Source organism: Streptomyces puniciscabiei (genome assembly GCF_006715785.1).
In the GTDB taxonomy this organism is placed as follows: Bacteria; Actinomycetota; Actinomycetes; order Streptomycetales; family Streptomycetaceae; genus Streptomyces; species Streptomyces puniciscabiei.
In genome coordinates, this window is the sequence record NZ_VFNX01000001.1 from 6507508 (window position 1) to 6525671 (window position 18164).

The 18164-nt window shown below is 74.8% G+C and carries 11 protein-coding genes; 3 read left to right on the top strand and 8 right to left on the bottom strand.

Going from position 1 to position 18164, the window contains the following annotated elements:
• Position 1 precedes the first annotated feature (1 nt).
• Positions 2-3796: a DUF5682 family protein gene (locus FB563_RS30170; protein ID WP_167528515.1), complete on the bottom strand. Its 3795-nt coding sequence runs from the start codon at positions 3794-3796 to the stop codon at positions 2-4.
• A 127-nt stretch (positions 3797-3923) separates the two neighbouring features.
• On the bottom strand, positions 3924-5096 hold the full coding sequence (locus FB563_RS30175; protein WP_142218998.1) for an ATP-binding protein: 1173 nt from the start codon (positions 5094-5096) through the stop codon (positions 3924-3926).
• A gap of 117 nt (positions 5097-5213) precedes the next feature.
• Between FB563_RS30175 and FB563_RS43140 the strand changes: the two genes are divergently transcribed.
• Positions 5214-5456 carry a hypothetical protein gene (locus tag FB563_RS43140; protein ID WP_167528516.1) on the top strand — a complete coding sequence of 81 codons (243 nt, stop codon included), beginning with the start codon at positions 5214-5216 and terminating at the stop codon, positions 5454-5456.
• Here FB563_RS43140 and FB563_RS30185 read toward each other — a convergent pair.
• The 3 genes from FB563_RS30185 to FB563_RS30195 all read right to left on the bottom strand — a co-directional run bounded on the left by FB563_RS30185 (position 5419) and on the right by FB563_RS30195 (position 11872).
• Positions 5419-10425, bottom strand: coding sequence for a hypothetical protein (locus tag FB563_RS30185; RefSeq protein WP_055707888.1), 5007 nt, complete (start codon positions 10423-10425; stop codon positions 5419-5421). The genes FB563_RS43140 and FB563_RS30185 overlap by 38 nt on opposite strands.
• On the bottom strand, positions 10422-11276 hold the full coding sequence (locus FB563_RS30190) for a DUF4132 domain-containing protein (protein WP_055707889.1): 855 nt from the start codon (positions 11274-11276) through the stop codon (positions 10422-10424). Before FB563_RS30190 ends, FB563_RS30185 begins: the two co-directional genes overlap by 4 nt.
• A gap of 194 nt (positions 11277-11470) precedes the next feature.
• Complete coding sequence (locus FB563_RS30195; protein WP_055707890.1) at positions 11471-11872, bottom strand: DUF5997 family protein; 402 nt, start codon at positions 11870-11872, stop codon at positions 11471-11473.
• A gap of 58 nt (positions 11873-11930) precedes the next feature.
• Between FB563_RS30195 and FB563_RS30200 the strand changes: the two genes are divergently transcribed.
• Positions 11931-12692, top strand: coding sequence for a LysR family transcriptional regulator substrate-binding protein (locus FB563_RS30200; protein WP_107100702.1), 762 nt, complete (start codon positions 11931-11933; stop codon positions 12690-12692).
• Positions 12693-13276: 584 nt separating this feature from the next.
• On the opposite strand, the gene FB563_RS30205 is transcribed toward FB563_RS30200, so the two are convergent.
• The 3 genes from FB563_RS30205 to FB563_RS30215 all read right to left on the bottom strand — a co-directional run bounded on the left by FB563_RS30205 (position 13277) and on the right by FB563_RS30215 (position 16144).
• Positions 13277-14740 carry an MFS transporter gene (locus FB563_RS30205; protein ID WP_055707892.1) on the bottom strand — a complete coding sequence of 488 codons (1464 nt, stop codon included), beginning with the start codon at positions 14738-14740 and terminating at the stop codon, positions 13277-13279.
• A 211-nt stretch (positions 14741-14951) separates the two neighbouring features.
• Entirely contained in the window at positions 14952-15647 is a 696-nt protein-coding gene (locus FB563_RS30210; RefSeq protein ID WP_055707900.1) for an HAD family hydrolase, read from the bottom strand.
• A 20-nt stretch (positions 15648-15667) separates the two neighbouring features.
• A complete protein-coding gene (locus tag FB563_RS30215; RefSeq protein ID WP_055707893.1) occupies positions 15668-16144 on the bottom strand; it encodes an Lrp/AsnC family transcriptional regulator in 477 nt (158 codons plus the stop codon).
• Between the two features lie 241 nt (positions 16145-16385).
• Between FB563_RS30215 and FB563_RS30220 the strand changes: the two genes are divergently transcribed.
• On the top strand, positions 16386-17876 hold the full coding sequence (locus FB563_RS30220) for an FUSC family protein (protein WP_055707894.1): 1491 nt from the start codon (positions 16386-16388) through the stop codon (positions 17874-17876).
• Positions 17877-18164 lie beyond the last annotated feature (288 nt).

Genomic DNA, 18164 nt, shown 5'->3' on the forward strand with positions numbered 1-18164 from the left:
CTCATGCGATCTTCTCCCCTACCCAGCGGGCGAGTTCGAGCGGACTGAGAGCGGCCACGGACATGCCCGCCGACACCAGCTGGGCCGCCACCCCGGTGGAGTAGCGGGGCAGACCGGCGTCGTCGAGGCTCGCGCAGCCCAGCACATGGCAGCCGGCGCCGACCAGGGCGCGGACCTCGGCGAGCAGCCCGCCGACCGGGTAGCCCTCCTCGAAGTCGCTGATGACCACGACGAGCGTGCGCGAGGGCACGGTGACCAGTTCGCGTGCGTGCCGCAGCCCGGCGGCGATATGGGTGCCGCCGCCGACCCTGACCTCCAGGAGGAGGGAGAGCGGGTCCTCGACGTGGTCGGTCAGATCGATCACCTCGGTGGAGAACGCCAGGAAGTGCGTGGACAGGGTGGGCACCCCGGCCAGCACCGAGGCGGTGAGCGCCGCCCAGATCGTGGACGCCTCCATGGACCCCGACACGTCGGTGACCAGGATCAGCCGCCAGTCGGCCGACCGCCGGGCACGGCTGCGGAAGACGGGCCGCTCGGGCACGACCCGGATCGTGCCGTCCGGCATCCGGCGGGCGGTGGCCAGGTTCGCCCGCAGGGTGCGGGGCAGATCGAGGCCGCCACCGGGGCGTCGGCTGGGGCGGGGCAAAGCGGTGCCGTGCAGCGCGGGGCGCAGCCGGGTCGCCAACTGCCGGGTCAGGGCCTCCACCAGGCGCCGGACCAGCGGGCGCAGCGCGGCCAGCCGGGCCTCCGGCAGGCCGCCGGCGTGCCGCAGCACCGAGCGCAGCAGGTCGACGGACGGCCGTACGGCGTCCGGGTCCAGCTCGGCGAACACATCCTGGCGGCCGGCCGCCGCGGCCGCCGCCAGCACCTCCTCCCGGATGCCCGGACCGAACAGCGCCACGAGCTCCTCGGACCACTCCCGTACCCCTGGATACGGCGCCCCGCGCCCGCCGCGGGACCCCGCGCCCCCTCGGCCCGAGAGATCCCCACGGCTGCCCTCGCCGTGTCCGCTGCCGTACAGCTCGTCCAGAGCGGTGGCCAGGCGCTGCGCCGGGCCGGGCAGCCCGCTGCTCCTGCGGCCCAGCACCAGACGCCATCGGGCGGCCGGGGCGAGCCGGTGGTCGTCGTCCGTGAGCGGGAGACACTCGGGTTCCCCGGTGTTCGGTGCGACGGTGCCCTCCGCGGGCCGGTGGGACGGGAGGAGTCCCCAGGCGGCCAGGGTCTCGCGGGCCGCCAGGTCGGCGCGGGTCCACACGGCGAGGGCCGCGGGATCGAGGCCGCCGGTGTTGTGGGGACTCTCCACGCCCAGGCGCTGCTCGACGGTGTCCAGCAGCCGGTCCCGGGCGGCCGGGCTGAGCGTGTCGAACCCGCCGCGCAGCGCCGGCAGCCGGTCGAGGAAGTCCCGGTCGGACAGCTCGACCATCCGCCGCAGCAGCGGTTCCAGCGCGGGCGGCGCCGATTCCAGCAGTGGACCGGCCGCCGTGAGCAGACCGGTCAGCCGCGCGGTGAGCGCCGCCCGGGAGCCGGCGTCGCAGGCACCGTCCACCCAGGAGGCGACCCGGTCGCCGAACGCCTGTGCCTCCTGCTGTCCCAGCAGCACGCGTACGGCTCCGGCGGCGCCCCGCATCAGCGGGGAACCGCCGTCCGCCAGCCGGGTGAGCGCGTCGGTGAGCCGTATCCCGCCCAACGCATCGGCGCGGTGGGCGAGTTCCAGCAGAGCGTGTGCGTCGCCCCGGTCCTCGGAGCCTGCGAGCCCCTCGACCTGGCGCACCGCGGCGGCGGTCAGCAGTTCGGCGACGGCCGCCGCCCGCGCCGTACGTTCCTCGTCGCTGCCGAGTCCGGCGATGTGCCCCGCCCGAAGCCGGTCCAACAGGGCGAGCCCGGAGAGGAGTTCGGGCAGTGTGCCGGAGGCCGGCAGCACCTCGGCGGTGTCGGCCAGCCGCTCGTCCGCGAGTTCGGGCAGGCCGCACTCCGCCGCCCGTTCCAGCCCCCGCAGGGTCTGCGCCGCCGTGGGCCCGCCCTCGTCCCGCTCGACGCGCCGGGCTTCCCGCAGCACACCCTCGGCGGCCTGCGCCGACGTGACTCCGCGCAGGCCGGCCGCGGTCAGCATGGCCGCGGTGGCCGGCGTCCAGCGCACCTCCCACCGCGAGCTGAGCGCGTCGGCACCACCCGTGCCGGCGACCGCCCTCGGCTCGCCGTACGGCACCGCACACACGGCCAGGCGCCGCAGCAGCAGTTCACGGCGCCGGTCCAGGTCCGAGCGGAGCGGGTCCAGGCGCAGATCCCGCGCGGCATCCCGGCCCGAGTCCGCCGGACCGGGCAGCCCCAGCTCGGCGAGTTCCGCCTCGACCGCCGGTGCCAGGCCGCAGCGCGGCGCGGCCGGGGCCGGACGGCCGGTGCGCGTCCCGACGAGCACCCTCTCCATCGCCCGGGCCACGGCCCGCCCCCGACCGTACGGCTCGCCCTGTGCGAGCACCGTCTGCACCGCCTCGACCAGCTCACCCCGGCCCGCCGCGGGCAGCCCCCGCAGCCGGGCGAGATCGCCGGCCAGCCGCGCGATCTCCCGTGCGTCGGCGGGCCCGGACGGATGGCCCAGCGCCCGCAACTCGGCGCACACCCGCACGGCGGCCCGCGTCAACGCGTCCTCCAGCGCGAGCGGGTCACCGGCCGCGTCCAGCACCAGGTGCTGCCACTCCGGGTCACGGATGCCGGCCGGATAGCCGGACCGTTCGTCGAGCAGGGCGTAGCTGTAGGGGATGAGGGAGGTCGTCCACGCCGGGGCAGGGCCCGGTGCCTTCCCGGCAGGGGAAGCGGGCGCCGTCGCAACGGCGTCTCCGCGGTCCGGCGGTGGCAGAAGCGCCGGTGCGTGGAAGGCGCCGACGACTACGGCGGCCCGCTCGCCGTGCGCCGTGGCCGCGGCGAGGCACGACCGCATCCACCGCTCGCGCCGCAGGTCCAGCTCCGGCACCCCGCCCGAGGCCATCGCCTCCGCCCGCAGCGCCCACCCCGTCAACAGCGCGGCCCGCCGCAGAGCCTCCGGCGGCGAGCCGGGAGCGCCCGCCTCGACGAGCCGGTCCCACAGGTCCTCACCGGGGCGGCCGGTGAGCCGAGCACGCAGGCCGGAGGTGAGCCCGGCCGCGGTGGAACCGACGCGGGGCCCACCGGTCGCCACCGCCGGGACGCCGGGCGTTCGGGGTCGTTCGCCTGTGTGTGAGGTGGGGGTGCCGCGCGTCCCTGTGATCCAGTTGGCTTGCGCGGGTGGCGAGTTGGGTGCCCAGGCTCTTGCGTCGGATTCCGGCTCCTGCGCAGGTGCAACGGGTGCGCCGCGCTCCCCGCCGGCCGCCGGTGCCGGGGTGTGGGGCGATCCGGTTGCCTCCGCTTCCGCATCCTGGTCCTGTGGTGAGGCCGCCGGGTCCGGCCCGGCCGCCCCCGCCCAGGCCCGGTCCGCCAGCGGCAGGTCGCACGCGATCACCGGTACGCCGTGCCGCGCCGCCCAGCGCACGGCCGCCAGTTCCGGTGAGAAGTCGGCGAAGGGATAGAACGCCGGGCCGCCGGCACCGTTCCCGGGCGCGGCGGCGAGAGCGACCGGAGCCCTGGTCTCCTCGTGGGCGAGCCAGGGAAGCCACTCCTGCATCTCGGCGGGGAGCTCGACCAGCAGCACCTCAGGTCGGGCCGCGTCCAGCAGTGCGGGCACGGCCGCGGCCAGGGAGGGCGCGTGGTGCCGTACCCCGATGAGATAGGGCACCGCCGGGTCGGTCAGGGCGGCCACGGCAGCCTCGGGATCGGCAGAAGACACAGAACCCACCGTCGTCGCGGCGATCACCGCGTGCGCACCTGGACCGGCGACGGTCGCGGATCCCGCCTCCGGCCCGGGTTCCGGCGTGGTCGGCGTGTCGAGTGGGGAGACAGGGGAGGACACGGCGTCAGCCCTCCAGGACCGTGCGCAGATCCCACAGCGTGCGCCAGGTGGCCGAACCCTGCTCGGCGCGGCGTCGGACCGGGCCGTCCCAGTAGCCGCGCAGCCGCGCCGCGTCCGCCGGGTCGTCCTTGCATACGACACCGAGGAGATGCCCGGGCAGCAGCCCCAGCACGTCCCGGTCGCCCGGGAAGTACGCCGCGGCCAGCCCGAGTGCGCCCGCCACGGAGACGGCCTCCGCGGTGCTCATCACCGTGGACGGCCGCTCAACCTCCCAGCCCTCGGCCGACCGGCCCTCCCGCAGATCACGGAAGACGGTGACCAGGGCCTCCAGGACGGCATCGTCCACCTGGAAGGGCGCACCCGCGCGTTCCACCGACGCGCGGGCCTGGCCGCGCACCAGTGCCGTCTCGGCGTCGAGGTCCGAAATGGGGCCGACCGTCTCGAAGTTGAAGCGGCGCTTGAGCGCGGCCGACATCTCCGAGACGCCCTTGTCCCGCAGGTTGGCGGTGGCGATGAGGTTGAAACCGGGCGCCGCGTGGGCCAAGGCTTCTTCGCCGCCCGCCAGTTCGGGTATGGCGATCCGCCGCTCCGACAGCAACGACACCAGGGAGTCCTGCACTTCCGGCAGACAGCGGGTGACCTCCTCGACCCGGGCGATCGCGCCCCGGGCCATCGCGGTGAGCACCGGAGACGGGACGAGCGCCTGCCGACTGGGTCCCTGCGCGAGCAACAGGGCATAGTTCCAGCCGTACTTGAGCTGGTCCTCCGTCGTCCCGGCCGTCCCCTGCACGACCAGCCCGCTGGTGCCGCACACCGCGGCCGACAGCAGCTCCGACAGCATGGACTTGGCGGTGCCGGGTTCGCCCACGAGCAGCAGGCCCCGCTCACCGGCCAGCGTGACGACACACCGCTCCACCAGCGCGCGGTCGCCGACGAACTTGCCGGTGATCTCCAGCCGGCGCGGCACGCCCTCCGGCGCCTCCGCGTCGTCGGGCAGCCGCAGCGCACGGCCGCCGCTGCCCACGACGAACGTGACGACGGCCCGGGGCGTGAGCCGCCACGCGGGCGGCCTTGGACCGGAGTCCTGTGCGGCGAGGAAGGCCAGTTCGACGGCGTACCGGTCCTCGGGCGGGACGATCTGGCGGGTCGCGTCGGCCGCGAGTGCGGTGGTCGTCATCGGCAGGATTCCTTCGAAGCGTTGCGGGAGGAGGTCGGAGGGAGGACGCGGCCGGACGGCGCGACGAGAGCGTGGCAGCAGCCGGTGGCCGGGGAAAGGGCGCAGGTGGGCGCCGGCGTGGTGGGGCTGGACCTGGGCGGGTCCGATGGGGTGGGGCTCGGCGTGGCGGTGCTGGATCCGGTGGGGCTCGATGGGGTGGGGCTCGGCGCGGTGGTGCTGGATCCGGTGGGGCTCGATGGGGTGGGGCTCGGCGTGGCGGTGGTGGACCCCGTGGGGCTCGACCCGGTGGGGCCCAAGCGCGTGAGGCCCGGCGCGGTGGATGTCATCGGCGCCGCCCCCGTCGGTTCGCGCGGGTGGTGAGCTGTTCGTATGCCGGGGCGTCGCCCGCGCGGACGCGGGCCCAGGCACGCGCGAACAGCTCCGGCACCGGGACCAGCGGTATCGCGCGCTGGTGGCCCGGAATCGGGTACAGGCCCTCCTTCCAGGTCTCCACCGGCAGCGCGGGCGACTTCAGATCGCGCCAGCCGCACGGCAGGAACAGGGTCCGCCCGGCACGCGGCCGCTTGGCCTCCACCACCAGGTCCGTCGCCGCCAGTTCGGCGCGGGTCTTCTTCAGGCGCGCGGGCTTCCAGCCGGTCCAGCGGGCGCAGTTTCGGTCCGTCGGATCCGGCAGGGCCAGCAGCTGGAGGTAGAGCGCGGCCGCGTCCTCGCCCAACCCGTGCGCGGCGGCCACCTCGGTGACGAGCGCCGGAACGCTCACCGTCGGGTCCTGGGCGTACCCCGCGGGTCCCTCGGTGCCGGCCGCGACCGCGCGGCCCAGCTCCTCGCCGAGAAGCGTGCGCAGCGTGCGCAGGCCGTGGCCGCGCTGCGACCCCACCAGGCCTTCCAGCAGCCCGAACACCGCGTCCTCGGGCCCCGTCAGCCCGGCCGGCCGGACCAGGACGGTCTCGGTGTCGCGGTAGGAGGGGCGCAGGGCTAGGGCCTCGCCGACCCGGGTGGTGCCGTACGCGTCCGCGCCGCCGGTCGCGGGCAGCCCGTACACCTTCCGCAGTTCCACGGCGGTGGAGCCGCCCTTCTCGGTGAACTCCACGTCGAGGCCGAGCATCAGCTCCGGGTCGGACATCCGGCGGCGCACCGCGGCGAGGCCCTCCGGCAGGGCGGCACGCAGCGGATGGCCGTACGGCAGGACGTACGCCAGCGCCGAGAGCGCGCCGACGGCACCCGTCAGGGCGTAGCGGTTCGGCATCGCCTGGGGATCCTCCGGGACGAGGTCGCCGTCCTTGTCCGGACGCAGCACCGTGGTGCGGCTCAGCCATGGTGTGAGGGACGGGTTGAGCACGTCCCCGGCGCCTCCTGCGCCCAGGCCGGCCAGTTCCGCGCAGAGCTCCTCCGGCAACCGGACCAGCGAGCCGAACAGCTCGGTCCACGCGCGTCCCGCGGCCTCGGTGTCCGGTCCCGCCGTCCACAGGGCAGCGGGGTCTTCCGGCAGCAGGGCGCCCATCAGCGCCGCCCGCCGTTCCAGGCCCAGGCCCTGCAGCAGCGCGGCGCCGAAGTCACGCTGCCGGGGCTTCAGCCCGATCGCGGCGAGGGCCTCGGTGCCGGGCTCCTGCGGAAGCCCGGCGAGCAGCACGGTGGACTGCAACGGGCCCAGTGCGCCGCCGGTCGCCGCCTGAAGTGCCCCGGGTGCCGCGGGCTGCCAGGGCGCGGCACCCTTGCCGCGGACGAGGCGGATGACGGCAGCCGTGTCCTCGGCGGAGATCGTCGGGCCGTACCGGGTCTCCTGCTCCAGCGTGAAGTGCGCGACCGAGCCGAACGTCCCGGACGGATCGTGGTCCAGCGCCCGCCACTTGACGCGCTCCCGGTGGACGTCGACCCCGTGAGAGCCGAGGATCACCACCGTGCGTCCGGCCCGGCGCAGCACCTGCCCGGTGCGCTGCTGCTGCTCCTCCTGGGGCTCGCTCAGCACGACCTCCCGCAGCCTGCCGCCTGCCTCGACGAGCGGTCCCTCGGCCAGGGCCTCGGCCAGCAACAGCAGTGCTTCCCGCTGGGCGTCGGTGAGTACGGGCGAGGCGGCCCGGTACAGCAGCGCCCGCAGGGCGCCGAGGACGGGCGGCCACACCATGCCGATGGCCGGGACGGTGAACTCCTCGCTCAGCCAGCCGTCCGTGAGGGCGCCGATGCGCGCCAGGCCGGGCAGCGGCCTGCCGTCGGCGGGCTTGCCGGACAGCACGTGGTTCACCGCGCGGACCTGGCGGAGCACGCTCCACTGCTCGCCGTACCACCAGCCGTGCAGTCCGATGACGCCGGACAGGGCGTCGTACAGGGTGCGGTCGTCGCCGCGCGCGGGGCTGTAGTCGGCGAACATGCCCTCGGTCCGGTTGTGCGGCTGTCGCGGCCGTTCCTGCGGAGGGGTGGCGAAGGCGGTGGCCGAGTCGGTGATGCGCAGCGCCGACCTGACCAGCGTGGCCACGCCGATGCGCAGGCGTTCGTCCGTCAGGCCCGGGAGGACCTGTTCGACGGTCTGCAGGGCGACGGCGTCCGCGGTCGGCACGGCGGCCTTGGCCGCTTCGTCCGCGCCCGCTGCCGTCAGCTCCTCCTGACGCCTCGTCAGAGCTTGGGCGGTGAGCCGCAGCAGCTCCGCGGCCTGTTCGTCGGCGAGGGTGCGCAGCACCGCCGAGCCCTGTTCGTCGCGCGGACGCAGGGCGTGCCAGAAGGGCAGCGGGGGCACGAGCCGGGTACCGGCGGCGAACTCACCGCCGCTGCCGTTCGGCGTCAGTCGGCCCAGCAGACCGGCGGGAGAGGTGTCGTCCTCCGCGTACAGGCCGATCGCTCCGGACAACAGCGGGCGGTGGCCGCCCAGTTGGGCGACGACCGGCTCGGCGCCGCCGGGCAGCCGCAGCGCACCGAAGGGCACGCCCACCCAGCCGTCGCGGTCCATCGTGACCGACACGGTCCGCCCGTCCGGAGTCCCGGCCGTACGGCGCTCCTCGGCGCCCTCGCCCTCCTTGCGCACCCAGCGCCCGAGCACCGTGCCGTCGGTACCGAACGGGCTGTCTTGCAGGCCCGGTTGGAGCGGCAGCACCTCGCACACGCCGGGCAGCAGCTCGGCGTCCTCGCGGACGGCCGAACGCAGCAGCGCGGGCAGCGATGCGCGGCCGTGCGTCCCGGTGACCGGGTCGTACTCCAGCCACACCGTCTGCCTGCCCTGCCGGCCCTGGCGCCACAGGGTGGTGCCGTCGCCGATGATCGCGCGGCACGGCGGCAGGTCCGTGTCGCCCGCGTGCAGGGTGCGGCCACCGGTCGCACGTCCGCCGCCGGCCAGCGGGATCGACGGCACGACCGCCTCCTGGCCGGACCACCATGAGGGCAGCTGTTCGCCGCCGAGCTCGAACACGTCGGCGGGCCGCGCGGACCAGTAGCCGTACTGTTTGCTGCCGTGCCGCCACATCACGAGCAGTTCACCGTCCACGTACCGGAAGCGGGTGCGCTGCCAGCGGTCCAGGTCGTGGGGGAGGCGCAGGTCGTGATCGAGCAGGATCCGCTCGGGGCCGACGACGACCGCCTTCCGCCCGCGGCAGAGGATCAGCGCGGGCCAGGCGTCGTGCACCGCAAGCGCGTTGTCCTCGCCCTTGCGGGTCTGGCCGTCGAGCAGCGTCAGCGCCTCGTCGAGGGCGGGCCAGCCCAGCTCGTCGAGGATGCCCGCCCGCACGGTACGGCCGAGCAGGGGCGCCACCTCGCGGCCGGCCACCCGGGCCACCGCGTCCGGTGCCACCTCGGAGGCGATCACCCGGAAGGGGCGCAGCCGGTCCAGCGCCGCACGGGCGCCCGGCAGGCCCGCCGCGCGCGTGAAGTCGCCGACGGCCTCACCCAGCCACTCCCGCAGCACCTCGGAGAGAACCGGATGGGCGGCGATCGACTTCAGCATCCGCTCGCCGCTCTGATGGCCGCCGACCTTGTCCACGGCCTGGTGCAGCAACCGCCGCAGCCGCGGGTCGGCCGCGACGGCCGCCAGGTCACGGGCGCCGGCGCGGGTGTCCAGCAGCCACTCGGGCAGCGGCAGGTACACGGGGACATCGGGGCCCGGCAGCGTCAGCGGGACGCGCTCGGCCGCGCACAGGTCCAGCAGGTCGAGATCGGCGCCCGCGTGCCAGCGTCCGGTGCACAGGTCCACCGGACGGCCGGCGGCCCGCAGCAGCGGGGCCATCCGCTCGACCAGCGCGAGCGTGGCCGGGCAGCGGCGGGAGTACGAGCCGCCGTGCTTGCGGAAGGACGCCCAGCGGGTCAGCCAGTCCGCCGGATCGGCGCCGTGCTCGGCCGCTGCCGACTCGTCCGTCAGCAGCCGGTCGGCGCCGGTCTCCGCGAGCAGGGCCAGCCAGAACTCCCCGTCCTCGGCGTCCCGGCCCAGACCGGCGGGCATGATCTCCAGCAGCCGGAGCCGGATCTCGGGCCGTTCCTCGGCGAGGACCGACAGCACGGAGCGGTAGGCGGTCCAGAAGGAGCGCGGTGCGCGGACCGCGGCGGGGGAGGCGATCAGGTCGGCGACCAGGGCACACTCCTCGGTCACCCGGGGCAGGCCCGCCGCCTTGATCAGTCCCCGCGCGTCCTGCGGCAGCGAGGCGTACGGCGGCATCCCGGCCGCACAGCGCTCCACGATCAGCTGCCGGAACTGCGCCCAGGCCGCGGCCGGTTCGAGCCGCCCGGCCAGGTCCCGCACATGTTCCTTGAGGGCCTTGACGGTCAGCGCACCGGCGAAGGCGAACTCCAGGAAGACGGCGCGCTGGCGCTCCTCGTCCACCGGGAGCGCGTGCACCCGCTCGGCCTCGCGGGCCTTGCCGAAGAACGCGGCGGCGTACGTGGTGTTCTCGTGTTCCAGGAAGACGCGCGCGGCCTGTTCGTGGAACGTCGGAAGGAAGTGCGGCACGGCCCGGCCCAGCCGCTCGCCGAGCGCCTCGAAACCCTCCTTGGCGGTGCCCGGACGGGACTTGGCCTGCCGGGCGAGTCGCTCCACGTCCTTCACCAGGGCGAGCGCGTGATGCCCGTTGGCCGGGTCGTTGACCAGCGCCCAGGCCGGGAAACCCAGCGTCTCCCGGCGCACCTGCCCCACCTCGGGCGCCCGGGCCTCACGGGCGAGGCCCAGGAACTCCAGCGCCAGGTCCTCCGCCTCGCCCAGTGTGCCCGGCACCAGCCGCACCACCGGCCGGCCGTCCAGGGCGGGGTGCGTGTACGTGCGCACGGTGAGGCTGTCGGCGTCCTCACGCGCGGTGCTGCCCGGGGGCAGGACGGCGCCGGCGTCCAGCAGCGCGGCCACCGTGGTCTCGTCGTACGTCATGCCGCCCGCTCCTCGTCCTCGATGTCCCGCCCCGCGTACAGAGCCGCCGCCATGCGCATGCCCTCCGACCAGGCCACCGGCCCGACCTGACCGAGCTTCAGCACACGGCCGGCGGGGCCGGACCAGACCAGCGGGCCGGTCTCGGTCTCCAAGTAGCCGTCGTAGTCACCGACCCACACCCTGGCCTCGGTGCCCCGGCCGTCCTCCAGGACCGGGCAGACGGCGTATCCGCCGCGCACCCGGTAGCCGAGCTGGGTGGCCCGGCCGTGCAGGAAACGGAGCTCCTTGAACGAACCGCCGGCGTAGTCCTCGACCTCGGTGGCCTCGGCGTCGAGCGCCGCCGGCCGGTGCCAGACCTCGCGGAAGAGCTGCTGCGCCCCCTGCTCGACCCCCAGCTCGACGGCGAACTCCCGCAGTTCCTCCAGGTCTTCGAGGAGGACGGGGTGCGGGACGCGGACGAGGTCGGGCGCGATGCGGACGGTGTCGCCGTCGAGGTCGACCAGGCCCAGGCCGCGCTCGGGATCCGCGTCCCGCAGGAAGCCGGCGACCTGCCCGTCGGCACCGGTGACCACGAGGTCGCGCAGCGCCGCCTGCCAGGCCGGGTCGGGCCACACGCGCGTGACGACGGCGAGCGGTACCGGCAGCGAGCGGACCATCCACCGCTCGGCCGTGTCCAGGCACTGCCGTTCGTGCCGCTCCAGCCACTCGACGAGCTGCCTGAGGCCCACGACCGCGGGATCGTCGGCGATCTTCGGCGGCACCGACTTCAGCCGCCGACCGGACGCGTTGCGGCACACCACCTTTGCGCCGTCGAGGGCGACTTCGTAGTCACCTGCCGACACCCACCCCATACGTGCCTCCCGCACCCGTGTTGATCAAGTGACGGGAACTGTAGGGCAGGCCACTGACAACGCCCTCCGGCGGTCGGAGGGCGTTGTGGAGAAACGGTTCTGGGAAGGCCGTTCGGAGATCGGCGTTCGGAAAAGCCGTTCGGAAGGGTCGTTCGGGAAAGGCTGTTCCGGAAAACCGGAACAGTGGAGGAGGATCAGCCGCGCCCGGCGTCGCGCTCCTGCTTCTCCCTCTTCTGCTGCTTGATCCGCGCGCCCTCCTTGCGGACCTCGGCCTGGGTGGCGCGCTCCTTCTCCAGCCACTCGGGCCGCTCCTGCTTGAGCGCCTCGATCTGCTCGGTGGTCAGCGGCTCGGTGACCCCGCCGCGCGCGAGGCCGGCGATGGACACGCCGAGCTTCGCCGCGACCACCGGGCGCGGGTGGGGGCCGTTGCGCCGCAGCTCGCTCAGCCACTCCGGCGGGTTCGCCTGCAGCTCGTTCAGCTCGGCGCGCGTGACGACGCCCTCCTGGAACGAGGCGGGGGTGGCGGGGAGGTACACACCCAGCTTCTTCGCCGCGGTCGCGGGCTTCATCGTCTGGGTGCTCTGCTGCGAACTCATGAGGTCAAGGGTATCGGCCGCGTGCCGGGCCGCCGACCACGCCCGGTAACCTGGCCTGGTGACAGGCTCGGAGGAATCACCGTCGTTCCGGCTCGCGTACGTACCCGGAGTGACGCCCGCCAAATGGGTGAGGATCTGGAACGAGCGCCTGCCGGACGTCCCGCTCACCCTCGTCCAGGTCCCGGCCGCCCAGGCGTCCGAGGTACTGCGTGCGGGCGAGGCCGACGCCGGTCTCGTCCGGCTGCCGGTGGACCGCACGTTCTTCAGCGCGATCCCCCTCTACACCGAGACCACGGTGGTCGTGGTTCCGAAGGACCACCTGATCACGGCCGCGGACGAGGTCACTCTGGCGGATCTCGCCGACGAGGTGCTCTTCCATCCGCTGGACGACGTCTTCGACTGGGACGGCCCGCCCGGCGAACCCGCCTTCGAGCGCCCCGCGACGACCGAGGACGCGATCGAGCTGGTGGCCGCGAACGTCGGCCTCCTCGTCGTCCCGCAGTCCCTGGCCCGCCTCCACCACCGTAAGGACCTCACCTACCGCCCGGTCACCGACGCCCCCCAGTCCAGCGTCGCCCTGTCCTGGCCGGAGGAGGCCACCTCCGACCTGGTGGAGGACTTCATCGGCATCGTCCGCGGCCGCACCGTCAACAGCACGCGCGGCCGCGCCAAGCCTCCGGCGGAGCAGCAGCGGAAGCGCTCCGAAGCGAGCGGCACCCGGCAGAAACCGGCGCCGAAGCCGACGGGCCGCAACCCGCGGGCCCGCACGGCGGGGGGCAAGCCGACGCCCAAGCGGGGCAAGCCGCGCCGGAGGTCGTGAGCGGAGGGAGGCCGGCTTCCATCGCGCCGGTTCCCGACACCGACGGCGCCTTGTGGCGCGGTCGGGCGTGGCGGGGGCAGCCCCGGCGGCCGCGTGGCGGCGTGGACGCGACCCCCGGGAAGCGGGCCCCGGGCCCAGAGCCCGTCGGCACCGGTTCCAACGGCTTCCGGCTGCGGCAGCCGCGTCGGCCGGTCACGGAAATGGGTGCGGCTCGCCCCGCGCAAGGCTGCGGTCGGTGCCGTGCTGGGCGCGCGGGTGCTGATGCGGGACGCGAGCGCGTTTGGCGGGTGGGGGTTCGGCGAGGCGGGCCTCGGGTCGCGGCCCGGACAGTGCAGGGATCCTGGCATACGGCAACTTGTCCAGAGGCCATGCGCCCCACGCCCCGTACACACCCGGTGCCGTAGGCCCGATGCCGTACCGCCGCAGCCTCGACGTGCCGGCCCCGTCGCGCGACCGAGATCGACCGCCCTGCCACACGAGTCCTGGACACGCCCCGATGCCGGGGCCCGCCACCGCTCTCCGCGACCCCGCCCACTCCGTGCCGTGCCGTCACGGCCCGCCAGGCCCGGGCCGGCCACGGGCCCCTACACCCTCTCCCGCGCCGTCTCCCTGGGCTGCTGCGGCTGTGCATGGGCGCGGCGTTCGCGCAGGTCGGCGAAGGCCAGGCAGAGGGCCAGCAGGATGATGCCGACCGAGGTGAGCAGGCCGTACTGGAGCGCGGTCGCGGGGCTGCCATGGGTGGCCAGACGGGCGAAGTACACCGAGCCCACCACGGCGACACCGGCCGCCGAGCCGATGCGCTGCGCGGTCTGCAGTACGCCGCCCGCGGCCCCGCCCCGCCGTACGGGCACGAGGGACAGGGTGAGCGTGGTGTTGGGGGAGATGGTCAGGCCGGAGCCGATGCCGGCGAGGAGCAGCGGGACAGCGGCCGCCCAGGCCACGCCCCGCCCCGGTACCCAGTGCACGGCCGCGACGACCCCCAGCATCCCCGCCGCCACCGTGCACAGCCCGGCGATGACCAGCCTGCGCCCGAAGCGCACCACCAGTCGGCCGCCCACTGCGGCACCGGCCGCCGAGCCCGCCGCGAACGGCATGGACGACAGGCCCGCCGCCAGCGCGCCGTAGCCCATGCCGTTCTGCAGAAACAGCGTGTAGACGAAGAACAGCGTCGTGAAGCCGCCGAAGTACACCAGGCTCAGCAGCACGCCCAGTGAGAAGGAGCGCAGCGAGAAGAGCCGCAGGTCGACCAGCGGTGCCCGGTCGCGCCGTCCCTGGCGCCGCTCCCACGCCCAGAACGCGGCGAGCAGGCCGGCGCCCACCGGGAGCAGGGCCCACTTCAGCCGTCCTTGCCACTGCTGTTCCTGCACCAGGGGCAGCAGCAGGGCGAGCACACCCGAGCCGAGGAGCACGACACCCGGCACGTCGAAGTACTCACGCCGTCCCGGTGAACGGGGGGAGCGGGGCAGCAGCCGCAGCGCCGCGCAGAAGGCAGCCGCCCCGATGGGCAGGTTGACGTAGAACACCCAGCGCCAGGCGTCGGGGCCACCGACCGCCTGGATCAGCAGGCCGCCCGCGAGCGGGCCGACCGCCGTGGAGATGCCGATGGTGCTGCCCATCATGCCGAACGCGCGGGCTCGCTCCGCGCCCTGGAACATCTGCTGGATCAGCGCCGAGGTCTGCGGTGCGATCAGGCCCGCCGAGGCCCCCTGGACCAGCCGGAACAGCACCAGCCAGGCCGCGCCGGTGGACAGCCCGCAGGCCGCCGAGGCGAGCGTGAACAGCGCGAGCCCGGTCAGGAAGGTCTGGCGCCGCCCGCGCATGTCGCCGAGCCGCCCCGCCGGGACCAGGGTGAGGCCGAGGGTGAGGGCGTAGCCGGACATCACCCACGACAGCTCGGCCGGGCTGGCGCCCAGTCCGTGCTCCACCGAGGGCAGCGCCACGTTCACGATCGAGGTGTCCAGCAAGGTCATGAAGGCCGCGGTCAGGCAGACGGCGAGCGCTTGCCACCGTCGGTCGTGCGGGGCCGGCCCGGCCCGGTCTGTGGTCATGGGATCACGCTAGGCAGCCACCGCCGCGGGCGCACGGCAGGAACCACCACGGCGGGACGGCCTGCCCCACCCTCGCCGCCAGGAACTCACCGACCCGGGCGGGCGGTGCCTCCTTGCTCCGGACGGGTGCCCCGGCGCCAGGCTCAGCCGGACCGCGCCGTGGCCCGGCCCCCACGCTGAGCAGGCCCGCGCCGTGGCCCAGCCCCCACGCTCAGGCGGTGAGTGCCGTGGCCCGGAGCCACGCGTAGGCCGACTGGGCGGTGAACTCCGTCTGGCCGCCCCGCAACAGCAGGCTCGCGGTGGCGAACTCGGGCAGGTCGGCCTGGGCGGCCACGTAGGGGACGGCGATGCAGCGCATGCCGGCCGCGTGGGCGGCGGCCGCGCCAGGCGCCGCGTCCTCGAGGACGACACAGTCACCGGGGTCCGCGCCGAGCCGCCGGGCCGCCTCCAGCAGCACATCGGGGGCGGGCTTGCCGTGCGGCACCTCCTCGGCGGACACCACCGTGCGCAGGAAGGCGCCCAGGCCGGTGCCCGTCAGGATCGCCTCGATCGCCTCCGGGGAGGACCCCGACGCGACGGCCATCGGCACACCCTCGGCGGCCAGGAGCTCCACGAACTTGCGCATCTCCGGGTAGACCGGGGTACGCGCGCGGGCGAGTTCCAGATAGCGCTGGTTGAGCTCGGCGAGCAGTTCCCCGGCCGGCGCACTCAGGCCGTAGCGCTCCTTCCAGAGCCGCGTCGCGTCCTGGTTGCCGATGCCGACGTAGGCCTCGTTGTCCGCCCAGGTGAAGTCCAGGACGCCATGCCCGGCCAGGGTCTGCCGGCTCGCCTCGTAGTAGTTCGGCTCGCTGTCCACCAGCGTTCCGTCGAGATCGAAGATGACCGAGAGGCCGCCGAGATCGCTCATGCGCTCCAGCATGCCAAGCGTCAGGCGCGCGCCGCCCGCCCGATCGACTCCACCAGGGGCAGCAGCCGGTGCGGGACGCGCTCGCGCAGCGCCACCTCGGTACGCGTGCGCACGACGCCCGGCAGGCTGATCAGTTTCTGGATGACGTCCTCCAGATGGGCGTTGTCGCGGCCCACCACCCGGGCGAGCAGATCGCCACCGCCCGTGATCGAGAACGCCTCCACGATCTCCGGTACGGCGGCCAGCGCGTCCCCCACGTCGTCCAGGTGGCCCTGAGTGACCTCGATGTGCACGAACGCCAGCACTGGATGACCCAGGGCGGCGGGGGAGAGAGAGGGGCCGGTGCCCGTGATCACGCCGTCCCGCTCGAGTCGGTCGAGCCGGGCCTGGAGCGTGCCGCGGGCTACGCCGAGGATGCGGGCGTACTCGCGCACGCTGGTGCGCGGCTGTTCCAGGAGCAGTCGCAGGATGCGGGTGTCGAGTTCGTCCACGGCCATGATGGACGACTGTACCAATGGCTCAGCGGCCGCATCTGCGCCTGTGCCCTCCGACCTGGTCCGTTGGCTCTGCGCTCGGCGCGACCACAGGCGCGCGGCTGGACCAATGGCGCAGCGATTCGGGACACACTTGAGCCAGTGACGTCGGTGATGCTCTCATGGAGTCGTCGATGGCGCTGCGGACCTCCGCGGCGCCTTTTCCGTGCCGGTGCTCCATCCGGTTTTCATGGGGAGGGCAGTAGTGCTGAAGAGGATGTTCGTGGCTCCGGACCCGGGGCGGGCGCGGTTGCGCTTCGCCGCGCGGGCCGTCCTCGGCATCGGCCTCGCGGTCGTCGTCTGCTTCCTCGCCGGGCACTCCCTCGCCGGCGCGGTCACCGGTGGCCTCGCCGCGCTCCTCGCCCTGTTCACCGTCGCCGACCCGACCGTGCGCGGGCAGGCGGTCACCACCGCGCTGCTGCCCGCCGTGGGTGTGCCGGTGCTCGCCGCCGCGGCCGAGCTGCACGCCGTGCCCGTCGCGCGGGATCTCGTCTTCCTGGCCGTCGTCGGCGCCGGGGTGTACGCGCGCCGCTGGGGGCCGCGCGGGCACAGCCTCGGCGTGTTCGCCTTCATGACCTTCTTCGTGGCCCAGTTCCTGCACGCCACCCCGGCGCAACTGCCCGAGCTGTACGCCGCCGTCCTGCTGTCCGTGCTCAGTGCGGCCCTGGTGCGCTTCGGCGTGTGGTGCTACGAGCGCCGGCTGCCCCCGGCTCCCGTACCGGCCCCGCCCGCCGGGCGCGGTCTGGCCCGGGTGACCACGCGGCAGGCCGTTCAGGCGACCACGGGCGCGGGCTTCGCCCTGGTGGTCGGCCAGCTGGTGTCCGGACAACGCTGGTACTGGGCCGTCGGCGCCACCTGGTGGATCTTCGTGAACACGGCCTCGCGCGGGGAGACCCTGGTACGCGGCTTCCGCCGGGTCCTCGGCACGGTGATCGGCATCGTCCTGGGCTTCCTCGTCGCCGTCCCGGTGGGCGGCGCGCCGGTTCCGACGGCCGTCCTGGTCGCCGTCGCCGTCTTCGGCATCTTCTACACGGCAGCCGTCTCCTACACCTGGATGATGCTCTGCGTCACCCTGCTCGCCGAACTGCTCTACGGCCTCCTCGGGGTCCTGAGCCCCGGTCTGCTCGCGCTGCGTCTCGCCGAGACCGGCGTGGGCGCGCTCGGTGCCGCGCTCGCCGTGCTGTTCGTCCTGCCGGTCACCACCCACACCACCACGGACGCGTGGATCCAGCGTGCCCTGCGCTGCGTCCACGCCTGCACGGCCGAGGCCGCGGCCCGGCTCGCGGGCTCCCCCACGGCGGACCCGGCGCCCCGAGTCGCCGAACTGGAGCAGCTGCTCGGCCGGGTACGGCTGTCGGTGGCCCCGCTGGTGCACCCGCTGAACCCGATGCCGGCCCGCAAGCGGCGCGCCCGCCGGGTCCTGGCGCTCCTCGACGACTGCGCCCGTGAGGTGCGCGGCCTGGTGGCGGTCGCCGCCGATCCCGAGGCCTCGCACGACGCCCGCCTGGCCGCGGCCTGCTGGCGCGTGGAGTCGGCCGTCGAGGCGCTCACCGCGGGTCGGCCGGAGCCCGTCCGCAGCCCCGCCGAGCCGCCCGCCGAGCCCGCCCTCGCCCACCTGCACGGCCTGGAACGCGCTCTTGCCGACCTGGCCGAGCCCCTGCGGGCCCCGACGGGGTCGCGGCTGGTGGGGGCCTGAGGTATCGAGTGGGTGCGGTCGACGGGGCGGCGTGAGGGGCGCTCGGCTGGGGTGCGGCTGCTCGGTCCTGAGCCGTGGGCGTGGGGAGTGGCCGGCGGGGCCTGAGCCCTGGGCTTCGATGTGGGCCTGAGGGTGCTGCTGGTGACACTTCGACCGGGACGTCGCGGGTGTGTGGTGGGAGCCTGAGCCGGGACGTGCCGGAGCTGTGGCGAGGTCGGTCCCGAGCCGGGAAGTTCCGGATCTGTGTGACTTGTTCCTGAGCCGGGACGGGCGAGAGCTGTCTGGCTC